Annotated in this window: 14 protein-coding genes; 8 read left to right on the top strand and 6 right to left on the bottom strand. The window is 63.7% G+C overall.

The annotated features are described in order from the left end of the window. Window positions 1-4 precede the first annotated feature (4 nt). Window positions 5-1,321 (top strand): bifunctional folylpolyglutamate synthase/dihydrofolate synthase, encoded by a 1,317-nt coding sequence (locus G410_RS0110685; RefSeq protein ID WP_022673650.1) that lies wholly within the window; start codon window positions 5-7, stop codon window positions 1,319-1,321. 72 nt (window positions 1,322-1,393) lie between these two features. Then, window positions 1,394-1,855: a DUF6628 family protein gene (locus G410_RS16385; RefSeq protein ID WP_022673649.1), complete on the top strand. Its 462-nt coding sequence runs from the start codon at window positions 1,394-1,396 to the stop codon at window positions 1,853-1,855. 21 nt (window positions 1,856-1,876) lie between these two features. Here G410_RS16385 and G410_RS0110675 read toward each other — a convergent pair whose 3' ends face one another. Beyond that, a complete protein-coding gene (locus tag G410_RS0110675; RefSeq protein WP_022673648.1) occupies window positions 1,877-3,229 on the bottom strand; it encodes an AmpG family muropeptide MFS transporter in 1,353 nt (450 codons plus the stop codon). Between the two features lie 76 nt (window positions 3,230-3,305). Here G410_RS0110675 and G410_RS0110670 point away from each other — a divergent pair, with 76 nt between their 5' ends. Beyond that, a complete protein-coding gene (locus G410_RS0110670) occupies window positions 3,306-4,262 on the top strand; it encodes a pseudouridine synthase (protein ID WP_028971357.1) in 957 nt (318 codons plus the stop codon). Window positions 4,263-4,351: 89 nt separating this feature from the next. On the opposite strand, the gene G410_RS0110665 is transcribed toward G410_RS0110670, so the two are convergent. From G410_RS0110665 to G410_RS0110655, 3 genes are all read right to left on the bottom strand, one after another. Next, a complete protein-coding gene (locus G410_RS0110665) occupies window positions 4,352-4,702 on the bottom strand; it encodes a hypothetical protein (protein WP_245559345.1) in 351 nt (116 codons plus the stop codon). A gap of 26 nt (window positions 4,703-4,728) precedes the next feature. Further along, window positions 4,729-5,094: a cupin domain-containing protein gene (locus G410_RS0110660; RefSeq protein ID WP_028971356.1), complete on the bottom strand. Its 366-nt coding sequence runs from the start codon at window positions 5,092-5,094 to the stop codon at window positions 4,729-4,731. 67 nt (window positions 5,095-5,161) lie between these two features. Continuing rightward, on the bottom strand, window positions 5,162-5,371 hold the full coding sequence (locus G410_RS0110655) for a hypothetical protein (protein ID WP_022673645.1): 210 nt from the start codon (window positions 5,369-5,371) through the stop codon (window positions 5,162-5,164). 92 nt (window positions 5,372-5,463) lie between these two features. Between G410_RS0110655 and rsmD the strand changes: the two genes are divergently transcribed. Continuing rightward, window positions 5,464-6,015: a 16S rRNA (guanine(966)-N(2))-methyltransferase RsmD gene (gene rsmD / locus G410_RS0110650; protein ID WP_022673644.1), complete on the top strand. Its 552-nt coding sequence runs from the start codon at window positions 5,464-5,466 to the stop codon at window positions 6,013-6,015. Between the two features lie 38 nt (window positions 6,016-6,053). Here rsmD and G410_RS0110645 read toward each other — a convergent pair whose 3' ends face one another. Further along, window positions 6,054-6,611 carry a hypothetical protein gene (locus tag G410_RS0110645; protein WP_022673643.1) on the bottom strand — a complete coding sequence of 186 codons (558 nt, stop codon included), beginning with the start codon at window positions 6,609-6,611 and terminating at the stop codon, window positions 6,054-6,056. Window positions 6,612-6,822: 211 nt separating this feature from the next. Here G410_RS0110645 and G410_RS0110640 point away from each other — a divergent pair, with 211 nt between their 5' ends. From G410_RS0110640 to G410_RS0110625, 4 genes are all read left to right on the top strand, one after another. Further along, window positions 6,823-9,123: an ATP-dependent helicase gene (locus G410_RS0110640; protein ID WP_022673642.1), complete on the top strand. Its 2,301-nt coding sequence runs from the start codon at window positions 6,823-6,825 to the stop codon at window positions 9,121-9,123. A 169-nt stretch (window positions 9,124-9,292) separates the two neighbouring features. Beyond that, window positions 9,293-10,156: a metal-dependent hydrolase gene (locus G410_RS0110635; RefSeq protein WP_022673641.1), complete on the top strand. Its 864-nt coding sequence runs from the start codon at window positions 9,293-9,295 to the stop codon at window positions 10,154-10,156. After that, a complete protein-coding gene (locus G410_RS17995; protein ID WP_022673640.1) occupies window positions 10,153-10,320 on the top strand; it encodes a hypothetical protein in 168 nt (55 codons plus the stop codon). The genes G410_RS0110635 and G410_RS17995 overlap by 4 nt, the downstream gene beginning before the upstream one ends. Before the next feature lie 214 nt (window positions 10,321-10,534). Next, window positions 10,535-10,711, top strand: coding sequence for a hypothetical protein (locus tag G410_RS0110625; RefSeq protein WP_156851933.1), 177 nt, complete (start codon window positions 10,535-10,537; stop codon window positions 10,709-10,711). Here the strand turns inward: G410_RS0110625 and G410_RS0110620 are convergent. Then, window positions 10,708-11,043 (bottom strand): IS5/IS1182 family transposase (locus tag G410_RS0110620; protein ID WP_022673638.1); only part of this gene is annotated, 336 nt, incomplete at its 5' end. The two genes, G410_RS0110625 and G410_RS0110620, sit on opposite strands and share 4 nt — an antisense overlap.

The following is an 11,043-nucleotide window of genomic DNA, read 5'->3' as shown; positions in this document are numbered from 1 at the left end:
CGACATGGCTGATGGCGCGTCCTCATCCGATCCCGCAGTGCAGCGGCAGCTAGACCGTCTGGCCGCGCTGTCACTGCCGCAGGGGCGGTTGGGCCTGGATGCCATGCACAGCCTGATGGCGCGGCTGGACCATCCCGAACGCCGCCTGCCGCCCGTGTTCCACATTGCCGGCACCAATGGCAAAGGCTCCACCGCCGCTTTCGTGCGTGCGATGCTGGAAGCCGATGGCCGGTGCGTGCACGCCTATACCAGCCCGCATCTGGTGCGGTTCAACGAGCGGATTCGCGTGGCCGGATCGCTGATCGACGATGCCGCGCTTGCGCCCCTGTTGAAAGAAGTGCTCGACCTTTCAGGCGATCTTGGCGCGAGCTTTTTCGAAATCACCACCGCCGCCGCTTTTCTGGCTTTTGCCAGAACGCCCGCTGACGCAACGATCGTCGAAGTGGGGCTTGGCGGGCGGCTGGATGCCACCAATGTCCTGCCCCGCCCCGCCGTCACCGCCATCGCGGCGCTTGGCATCGATCATGAGGCCTTTCTGCTGGCCGAAGAGACCGGCAGTCCGCGCGATCCGCTGACGCGCATTGCCTGGGAGAAAGCCGGCATCGCCAAGCAGCATGCGCCGCTGGTGACGCAATGTTACAGCGCCGCCATGGCAGCGGCCATCGCCGGTGTGGCCGAGACCGCTGGCGCGCCGCTGGTGGCGCGGGGCGGCGGCTGGCACGCCGATGCGCAGGCAGACCAGCTGCATTATCGCGACCAGGCCGGAACGCTCGACCTTCCCCTGCCCGCCTTGCCCGGCGCGCATCAGGCCGACAATGCCGCGCTGGCGATCGCCATGCTGCGCCATCAGGACCAGCTGACCGTGAGCGCCGGGGCGATGGAGCGCGGACTCGCCGCCGCGCACTGGCCTGCCCGGCTCCAGAAACTGGGCCATGGTCCGCTCACCGATCTGGTGCCGCAGGCCACCGTCTGGCTGGATGGCGGCCATAACAGCAATGCGGGCGAAGCGCTGGGCGCGTTCGTGCGCGAGCGGATGGGGCCGGTACATCTCGTCATCGGTATGTTGGCCAACAAGAATTCGGATGCGCTGCTGGCGCATCTGAAGGGGCAGCTGCGTTCCATCACCGTGGTGCCCGTGCCCGGCCATGAATCGCATGATCAAGGCGCCTATACCGCGCCGGACATTCCGACAGCCAGCGCCAGCAACGTCGAGGCCGCGCTGCGGACCCTTGGGCCGGAGACGAGGGACACCATCCTCATCGCAGGCTCCCTATATCTTTCGGGCGATGTCCTGCGACGAAACGACATGATTCCGGACTAGACCACCTATATTGCGATTGACTTGCAATAGCGTCATATGGTTCATGGGCGTCCCAAGCGAAAAGGACGTTCGATGACCGACCAATCCCGCCATCCATCCCAGCGCTATGATCGCCGCCCCGCCGCGCCTGAGCAGGCCAGCCCGCGCCACTGCGCCATGCTGCCTCATCCGGTGCCGCGCGATCCGGATAGCCAGTTGCTGCTGTTCGCCTTTCGCCGGATGGCCCAGCACGGCCTGCGCGATGCCGTGGCCGCGGAACGCATGCTTGGCCGCTATGGCGCGCAATTCCGTGCGCCGCTGGTGCTGCTGCGTGCCTTCGTGCTGGAGCTGGCCCAAAATGGCGCGCGTAACATCGCGATCGGTCATTGCTGCATGCCGCGCATGACCGCCGACGAATCCGCCATACTCGGTGTTCTTGCCGATCCGGATACGGGCGGGGAATGCCTGGACGGGTTGATGGGCGGCGCCAGCAGCGGCCACGCCCATCAGATTGCCCATTTCCTGGCCGAGAAGATTGCCGAAACCAAGGCCTGAGTGGCCCGCGAGGCCGGGCGATCAGCTCTGCGCTTCGGGTTCCTGCACAATGTCATCGGCATCCTGCGTGCCGGCGGAGCCGATCGACTGATCGACCAGTCCGGCGCGCATCATCCACCAGAACAGGATGACGCCGGGAAAAGCGGCGGCGGTGGTGAGCAGATAGAAATTCACATAGCCCAGCGCCTCGATCAGCCCGCCCGCCGTCGTGCCCGTCAGGAAACGCCCGACGATGCTGGCGGCGGCCGACAGCAGGGCGAACTGCGTGGCGGTGAACTGCAGATTGCACAGCGCCGAGAGATAGGCGACCACCGCCACCCCGCCGATGCCGCTGGCGAAATTTTCGAACCCGATGGCACCGGCCATGCCCCAATTGCTGTGGCCCAGCATCGCCAGCGCGGCGAAACCGAAGTTCGATACCGCCATCAGGATCAGACTGATGAGCACGGATTTCTTCATGCCCAGCTTGGCGTACATGATGCCGCCCACGAACACGCCGATCAGAAGCGCCCAGAAACCGAGGCCCACGTCATACAGCGCAATCTCGTCATTCGTGAAACCCAGGTCCTCGAACAACAGCCTAAAGGTCAGGTTCGCCAGCGTATCGCCGATCTTGTGCACCAGCACGAACAGCAGGACGAGCAGCGCGCCCTTGCGTTTGAAGAATTCGGCGAGCGGGCTGACATAGGCGATGGCGGCGGCCACCGGACCTTTCAGCGGTTTGGGCGCTTGCCGCCGGGCCGGTTCGCCCATGATCAGGCCGGTAAAGAATGCGAACAGGGCGAAGAAGCTGCAGGCGAGATAGGCCGCGCTCCATCCCACGCGCGCAGCCACGATCAGCGCCAGACCGCCTGCCGCCGCCGCGCCGATGCGCCAGCCATATTGGCTCATGCCCGATCCCACGCCCAGCTGGCGCGGCTCCAGCAGCTCGATGCGATAGGCATCGATCACGATATCGAACGTCGCGCCCGCCACGCCCACCAGAATGGCGGCAATGGCTACCTGCGCGATATCCGCCTGGGGATCGAGCGCGCCGAGATAGATGATCGCCGCCATCACGAAGGCGGCGGTCAGCCACAGCCAGCTGACCCGCTGGCCGAAACGGCCGATGATGGGCAGCCGGATCGAATCGATCAGCGGCGCCCACAGCCATTTGAAATTATAGGCAAGGAAGGTGAGCGCAAAGGCGGTGACCGTGCTTTTCTCGATCCCCGATTGCGCCAGCCGGGTAGACAGTGTCGATGCGATCATCGCGAAGGGGAAACCGGACGATATACCCAGCGCCAGCGCCGCCAGCGGCGCGCGTTCCGTATAGGGGCGCACGCCCTCGGGCAGATTGCGCCGCCATCCCTGATATTCCACGGTCTCGGTCATCAAACGCGTCCCCTTTTGATCGCAGAGGGGTCTGCCGCCCCTTGCCGCTCTCTCTCGCCTCGTCCATTGCGCGAGCATGAACGATGGACGCAAGCAAAATAGCGGCAAGGGTCCGCCCCCCGCCGCCGGTGGTTCCGCCAAAACGGAAGGGGGCGCGCCCAAACGCCCGCCGCCCAAGCGCGGGACCAAGGCCAGCGCCAAGAAACCGGCAACAGACGCAAATGCGCCGCCCAAGCCGAAAAAGTCCAAGATGGAAGGCCGGCTGGGCGCCTGGTCTCCTGTGGCCGAGGCCAAGGGCCCGATGGACAAGGGCAAGGATGAAGCCCGTATCGCCAAGCTGCTGGCGCGCGCCGGGGTCGCCTCCCGCCGCGAAGTGGAGCGGATGATCGGCGAGGGCCGCGTGGCCCTGAACGGCAAGGTGCTGGAAACGCCCGCCACCCTGCTGCGCGATCTGACCGGCGTGACCGTGGATGGCCGCCCGATCGGCGAGCCGGAAGCCGCGCGCCTGTTTGCCTATCACAAGCCCACCGGCCTGCTCACCGCCGCGCGCGATCCGGCGGGCCGTCCGACGATTTATGACAAGCTGCCGCCCGCTCTGCCGCGCGTCATGCCGGTCGGTCGGCTCGATATGAACACCGAAGGCCTGCTCCTGCTGACCAATGACGGCGAGCTGAAGCGACTGATGGAGCTGCCCAAGACCGGCATCGAGCGCACCTATCGGGCGCGCGCCTTCGGCGATATCAGCCAGCAGCAGCTCGAGGAGCTGATCGAGGGCATTGAGATCGACGGCATGCGCTACGGCAAGATCGACGCCAATCTGGAGCGCCGCACCGGGCGCAACCAGTGGATCGAGATGACGCTGACCGAGGGCAAGAACCGCGAAGTGCGCAAGGTGCTCGAGCATCTCGGCCTGCAAGTCTCCCGCCTGATCCGCACCCGCTACGGCCCGTTCACCGTTGGCGATCTGCAGGCGGGCGACGTCAGCGAGATCAAAAAGGCCGATCTGGAGCGGTTCGTAAAGAGTTTGGGTTAGGGGCTTGTTGCTGCGAGATAGACGCTTCGAAGCTTCGCATTAGGCTGTGATTGGACGGCAGTTATTAGGGTGGAAAGCCGTCATTCGATCTAGCGGCAAAATGCAATGGTTTCACTGGTTGAGAAAGGCGGCCGCGACACCGAGACGAACCAGTCGACGCGAAAGTTTGGCAGGCTGTGCAGATGATCAATCAACAGCTTCCAACCTGGCAGTTCCTCATGGAAACTCCAGACCTTGTCGGCAATCGCCACATCACAACAGATCAAATCAGTTGTCACTTGATCGCGCTTGTAAAAGGTGACTTTGTCGATCTCCACCAGCGGAAGCTGCTTAATCTCGTCTTTAGTAAGTCTCTGCATCGAATCACTGTGCCCTAGCTCTGGCACGGCGGCAATTGGGTCGGTTGCTGTCGTCGGAACAGGGCCGAAAACCGGCAACATTTTCCAAACATCCAAGCAAAGAAATCTCAGCTCAGTTGCTCTTCGAGGCTGCGCGTCCGTTCGGTCAGTTCTTCGCCGGTGTGCTTGGTTTCGGCTGGCTCGATCAGCAGCACCCAGCATTCTTCGCGCGCCACCGGATTGTGGCGAACGCCGCTCGGCACCGTCAGGAAATCTCCTTGCTCGAGGTCGACCGCGTGATCCTCGAACGCGATCCGCAGCGATCCTTTGACGATGTAGAACAATTCGTCCTGCCCATCATGCGCATGCCAGACGAATTCGCCTTTCAGTTTGGCGACCTTGAGCAGCTGACCGTTGACCTGTCCGATCACCTTTGGCGACCAATAGTCGGTCACCCGGTCGAAGGCAGCCGCGAGCTTTGTCGGAGATAACATCGGATCCTCCTGCATCATGATGGAAACAGGCGCTCTATATCTCGCGCCATAGTGAAAGGCGATGGGGTCAGGCGCCGTCGCGCGCGCGCGCCATAGCCTGAGCGATCGCCTTCATCGCTGCATCGATATCCACCTCGGGCTTTTCCACCGCCGCCGGCGGTGCTGGCTGCCGCTCGCGCAGCGCCCTGCCGATCCGCTTCATCAGCCGCTCCGCCTCGCCCGTGGGGAGCGGTTCGGCATTTGTGCCAAATGGAAAGCCTTCGCTGCGCGCGTTCATGCCGGATCCTCCATGCCGCCACGCTGCGGGTGAACGGGTTAACAAGGCTCTAAGCTTGCCAGTCTATCCACAGGAGATTATCGCGCGCCCCCATGCGGATCATCTCAGGACAGTGGCGCGGACGGCGCCTGACGGCGCCAAAGGGCGACAACACGCGGCCCACGGCGGATCGCACGCGCGAGGCGCTGTTCTCCATGCTCACGAGCCGGCTGGGATCGTTCGAGGATCTGGCGGTGATGGACCTGTTCGCAGGGTCTGGCGCCCTGGGGCTGGAGGCCCTGTCGCGCGGCGCGGCGCATTGCCTGTTCGTGGAGCAGGATCGCGCGGCGCTGGACGCCATCAAGGCGAATATAGCGCTGCTGGACGCGGGCAAAGCGGCAGATGTGCGCGCAGGATCGGTCATGGCACTGGGGCAGGCCCGCCGCGGCTATGACGTGCTTCTGCTCGACCCGCCCTATGGCAGCGGCGCGGGCGCGGTCGCGCTGGACAAGCTGCACCGCCAGGGCTGGATCGCGCCATCGGCGTGGATCGGCATCGAAACGGCAAAGACGGAAGCGGCCAATGTGCCGGGCTTCATCGTCGATAGCGATCGCGCCATAGGCAAAGGGCGGCTGACGCTGTTGCGCCCGCCGCCCCAGGATTAAGTCTCTATCCTGCCGAAAAGGCAGAACGGACCGGCCAGTTACTTGCGGCCGGGGTTCACGCAATTATCGGTGACCGTGCGGCTGCAGGTCGGATAATCCTTGTTTGCGGCGGCTGCCGGCGGAGTGGTGCGCGGGCCGCTCGTGGCCGAGCGCTGGGTGCCGGTGGCCATGCCGGAACCGGCCATCATACCGCTGTTGGCGGCTGTGCTGCTGCCCATCGCATTGCCGTTCATGCTGCCGCTGGTGCCGGTTTTCGGCGCGGTCGCCGGCAGGCCGGCGGCGGTGCGGATCTGCTTCCAGGCGGCTTCACGCTGCGTTGCCGGCAGGGCCCAGAGCTGCGAACGCTGCTCGGGGCTCAGCGCAAAATACAGACCCTTCTGCGTCAAGTCCCAGCTATCGAATTGCGTCCGCTGCGTGGCGGTCAGTCCGGCATAAACCGCCTTCTGCTCCGCTGTCATCTGCGGCATCTGCTGGCCCGCCATGTCGCTGCTTTGCGCCATGTCACCATCGGACATGTCGTCGCCCTGCATCTGGGCGTGAACCGCGGTCGCGCTGAAGGCAATCATTGCGGCGCTCGTTAAAATCAGCTTTTTCATGTGTAATCTCCGTGGGTTATACGAGGTTATGTCCAACCCTCAGCCGCACAACCGACGCCCGATCGCCGAAGTTCCCATAGCATCCAGCAAAAGCCCCCCATTTCGGGGCCGAAACGCACGGATAGTCGCAAGCGCCACACGGTCCGGCGCGTGCCGCTCCCCTGCCCACTCGACGCTTGCCGATGATGCCCGCGTTCCCTACCTGTTCACGATGTCCGAACAGTTTTCCCCCGCCAATGCCCCCGCCCCGCACGATGCCGGACCGCCGCCCTATATCAGCGCGCTCAACCCGCCCCAGCGCGAAGCAGTCATGACCACCGACGGCCCTCTACTGATGCTGGCGGGCGCGGGTACGGGCAAGACGGCAGCGCTCACCGCGCGGCTGGCGCATATCATCCACAGCCGCCTGGCCTGGCCGGGGGAGATCCTGGCGGTCACCTTCACCAACAAGGCGGCGCGGGAAATGCGTGAGCGGGTGGGCCGCATGGTCGGCGATGCAGTGGAGGGCATGCCGTGGCTCGGCACCTTTCACGCCATCGGCGCCAAGATGCTGCGCCGCCATGCCGAACTGGTCGGGCTGAAATCGAACTTCACCATCATCGATACCGACGATCAGTTGCGCCTGCTGAAACAGCTGATCCGTGAGGCCGATCTGGACGAGAAGCGCTGGCCCGCGCGCAGCCTCGCCTCCCTGCTGGATCGCTGGAAGAACAAGGGCCTGTCCCCGGCCGATCTCGATGCGGGCGAGAATGAGGCCTTTGCCAATGGCAAGGGGCAGATGATGTACCGCACCTATCAGGATCGGCTCAAAGCGCTCAACGCCTGCGACTTCGGCGATCTGCTGCTGCACAATCTGGTCATCCTGAAGACCCACAAGGATGTGCTGGAAGCCTATCAGCGCCGCTTCAAATATATCATGGTGGACGAATATCAGGACACCAATGCCGTGCAATATCTCTGGCTGCGGCTGATTGCGCAGGCGCGCAAGAATATCTGCGTGGTCGGCGATGACGATCAGTCGATCTACAGCTGGCGCGGTGCGGAGGTTGCAAACATCCTGCGGTTCGAGAAGGATTTTCCCGGCGCCAAGGTGGTGAAGCTGGAGCAGAATTATCGCTCCACCCCGCAGATCCTGGCCGCCGCATCCGGCCTGATCGACGCCAATTCCGGCCGCCTAGGCAAGACGCTGTGGACCGAGGGCGCGGACGGCCCCAAGGTCAAGGTCGTCGGCGTGTGGGACGGGCCGGAGGAAGCCCGCCATGTCGGCGCCGCGATCGAGGACCGGATGAAGGACGGCGTTTCGCTGGACCGGATCGCCATCCTGGTGCGCGCCGGCTTCCAGACCCGCGAGTTCGAGGATCGCTTCATCCAGATCGGCCTGGATTACCGCATCGTCGGCGGCTTCCGCTTCTATGAGCGCGCCGAAATTCGCGACGCCATCGCCTATCTGCGCATCGTCAACCAGCAGGCCGACGATCTGGCGTTCGAGCGGATCGTGAACCAGCCCAAGCGCGGGCTCGGCCAGAAAGCGATCGAGACCATCCACCGCGCCGCGCGCGCCATGGGCGAGCCGCTGTCCATCGCCTCCGCCCGCCTTGTCGATACCGATAACATGACCGGCCGTGCCCGCAATTCCCTCGCCGCGCTGGTGGGTGACATCGCGCGCTGGCGCAAGGCGTCGGACGAGCTGTCTCCGGCAGAGCTGGTGCGGCAGATCATGGATGAGAGCGGCTACAACGCCATGCTCGATGCCGATCGCACGCCCGAATCGGCGGGCCGCAAGGAAAATCTGACCGAGCTGGCCCGCGCGATGGAGGAGTATGAGACGCTCGGCCAGTTTCTGGAGCATGTCAGCCTGGTGATGGACAATGATGCCGATGCGCAGGCGCCCAAGGTCACCATCATGACCATCCACGCCGCCAAGGGGCTGGAGTTTCAGCATCTGTTCCTGGCCGGGTGGGAGGACGGCGTGTTCCCCAGCCAGCGCGCGCTGGACGAAGGCGGGCTCGCCAGTCTGGAGGAGGAGCGCCGCCTGGCCTATGTCGCGATCACGCGGGCACGTGAGAGCTGCACCATCCTGCACGCCGCCAACCGCCGCATCTATGGCCAGTGGACCAGCTCAATCCCCTCGCGCTTCATCGATGAGCTGCCCGACGAGCATGTCGATGAGGAAAAGACCATGGCCGGCGGCGAAAGCCTGTGGCGCGCCAACTGGACTGCCGAGGCCGATCCGTTCGCCAATGTCGCGCGCGGCGCAGGCCGCGGCCCGGGCTGGCAGCGCGCCGTTACTGCCGGCGGCAGCGGCGGGGCCGATGGCAAGCTGCCGGAAAATCACCGCAGCGCCGTGAGCCTTGGCGGACAGGGCCGCAGCGACGTGGCCCTCGGCATGCGCGTATTTCACCAGAAATTCGGCTACGGAAAGGTCGAGCAGATCGAAGGCAACAAGCTGGAGATCGAATTTGAACAGGCCGGCCGCAAGCGCGTGATGGACAGCTTTGTCGAGCTGACCTGACCGCGCGGCTTCCAACAGAAAAACACATCGGCACGCAAAGCCACCCTGCCCCGCACACGCGGCAGCGGGGCCCCTCCGCGCGTCTGCAGCGCACGGCGTGCAGAGATCATATTGACAGGCAAACGGCCACTATTTACATTGATGTCAGTATTATTCCAGAGGACCGATCATGCCCAGCAATGTAACCCCTACGGATCTCACCATCACGCCGCGCGATCTGCGCTTTGGGCGGGGCCAGGCCATGAAACGCTACTGGCTGAACGATGATCCCATCGCCACGGCGTTTTACAACGCGCTGTCGATCACCTTTCCCAAGGGCGAGGCCTATTTCGTCGAAAGCGTGAAGAATTTCCGTGAGGGCGCACCCGAAAAGCTGGCGCAAGAAATCCGCGCCTTCGTGAAGCAGGAGGTGATCCACAGCCGCGAGCATGTCGCCTTCAACCGCCATGTCGTGGATCAGGGCTATGACGTGTCCATGCTGGAACGGCATGTCGACGAGGCGCTGGCGCTGACCGAGGGCCGCCCCGCCATCGCCAATCTGGCCGCCACCATGGCGCTGGAGCATTTCACCGCGATGCTGGCGCATGAGCTGATCGCCAACCCGCGCCACCTTGCCGGGGGCGAGGAACAGGCCGCCGCGCTGTGGCGCTGGCACGCCGCCGAGGAGATCGAGCACAAGGGCGTGGCCTATGACACCTGGCTCCACGCCACGCGCGACTGGTCGCGGTTCGCGCGCTGGAAGGTGAAGTCGATCGTCATGCTGGCGACCACCTGGAAATTCGTCGATGGCCGCACGCGCGGCATGCTGGAGCTGCTGCGGCAGGACGGGCTGACCGGCCCGCGCGTCTGGGCCAAGCTGGCCTGGTACGCCATCGGCCGCCCCGGCATGGCCCGCAAGATCGCCGGCGTCTGGCTCAGCTATTTCCTGCCCGGCTTCCACCCCTGGAACCATGACGACCGCCGCCTGATCGCCCTGGCCGAAAGCGACTATAGCGACGCCGTACTACCCCGCGCGGTGCCAGCACCGGCTTGAGGGGCGCGATTGGCCTGAGCGACAAGGGCCGCAGCAACGTGAAGCTAGGCGTGCGCGTGTTCCGCCGGACATTTGGCTATGGCAGCGGCACGCAGATCGATGGCAAGAAGCGGGAGATCACGTTCGAACAGGCCAGGCATAAACGCATGATGATAGGTTTGTGAATTTGGAGTGAGTTGTTTTAAGCTACGATTTGTAGAAAAACATTTAGCTCGACAGGGGCCAGTTTTCGAGCCGGATTCCAAATCCTCGAAGCATTCCGAGTCACGAGTTTCGCTCTTGGATCAGCATTGCGGCAATTGCTGTGGATAATTTGCTAGCTACTTGCTACCCAGCGAAGAGCCGTCCATGTAACGTATCTAGATCAGCAATCATTTGGTGGCGGCCGACCTCGGCCTGTATTTTGAAGTTATGACGTTCGAAAAATCCGTGAGTGAGCCGGTTTCTGGCTTCCAGTGCGGAAGAAAAGGTATCCAGCACATCGTCTTCAATTGTGGCGCCTCGTTTCAGCTCACTAAGGACAGCGCCGACCGTGCTTTTATTGATGAAATCTAGGCTCTGTTGACAAACTGATTGGTCCAGAGGCGAGCGGCGGCGATATGTATGAAGCCGAGGTAGCTTGCTGATGTTTTGTCGTATCGGGTTGCGAGACGGCGTGAGCATTTGAGCTTCGCGAAGCACCGTTCGATGCGGTTTCGCAACGCGTAGGTGACGGTGTCGTGGGGTATTGGCTCTTTGCGGTTGGCCTTGGCCGGGATCACCGGCGTTCCGCCACGTAGCGCAATGGTGCTTCGGATATGGTCGCTGTCGTAGCCCCGGTCAGCCAAGAACACGCGAGCCGTCGGTAGGTCATCATCCACCAGAGCATCGAAGCCTTTGAAGTCGGA

The sequence above is a fragment of the Novosphingopyxis baekryungensis DSM 16222 genome (genome assembly GCF_000420305.1).
Classification (GTDB): Bacteria; Pseudomonadota; Alphaproteobacteria; order Sphingomonadales; family Sphingomonadaceae; genus Novosphingopyxis; species Novosphingopyxis baekryungensis.
Note: the sequence above shows the minus strand (reverse complement) of the source record. Positions and strands in the feature narration are given on the sequence as shown.

Bases quoted from the DNA above. Each gene is read 5' to 3' on its own strand.
- G410_RS0110685 (WP_022673650.1), top strand. From the start codon at position 5: ATGGCTGATGGCGCGTCCTCATCCGATCCCGCAGTGCAGCGGCAGCTA.
- G410_RS16385 (WP_022673649.1), top strand. From the start codon at position 1,394: ATGACCGACCAATCCCGCCATCCATCCCAGCGCTATGATCGCCGCCCC.
- G410_RS0110675 (WP_022673648.1), bottom strand. From the start codon at position 3,229: ATGACCGAGACCGTGGAATATCAGGGATGGCGGCGCAATCTGCCCGAG.
- G410_RS0110670 (WP_028971357.1), top strand. From the start codon at position 3,306: ATGAACGATGGACGCAAGCAAAATAGCGGCAAGGGTCCGCCCCCCGCC.
- G410_RS0110665 (WP_245559345.1), bottom strand. From the start codon at position 4,702: ATGTTGCCGGTTTTCGGCCCTGTTCCGACGACAGCAACCGACCCAATT.
- G410_RS0110660 (WP_028971356.1), bottom strand. From the start codon at position 5,094: ATGTTATCTCCGACAAAGCTCGCGGCTGCCTTCGACCGGGTGACCGAC.
- G410_RS0110655 (WP_022673645.1), bottom strand. From the start codon at position 5,371: ATGAACGCGCGCAGCGAAGGCTTTCCATTTGGCACAAATGCCGAACCG.
- rsmD (WP_022673644.1), top strand. From the start codon at position 5,464: ATGCGGATCATCTCAGGACAGTGGCGCGGACGGCGCCTGACGGCGCCA.
- G410_RS0110645 (WP_022673643.1), bottom strand. From the start codon at position 6,611: ATGAAAAAGCTGATTTTAACGAGCGCCGCAATGATTGCCTTCAGCGCG.
- G410_RS0110640 (WP_022673642.1), top strand. From the start codon at position 6,823: ATGTCCGAACAGTTTTCCCCCGCCAATGCCCCCGCCCCGCACGATGCC.
- G410_RS0110635 (WP_022673641.1), top strand. From the start codon at position 9,293: ATGCCCAGCAATGTAACCCCTACGGATCTCACCATCACGCCGCGCGAT.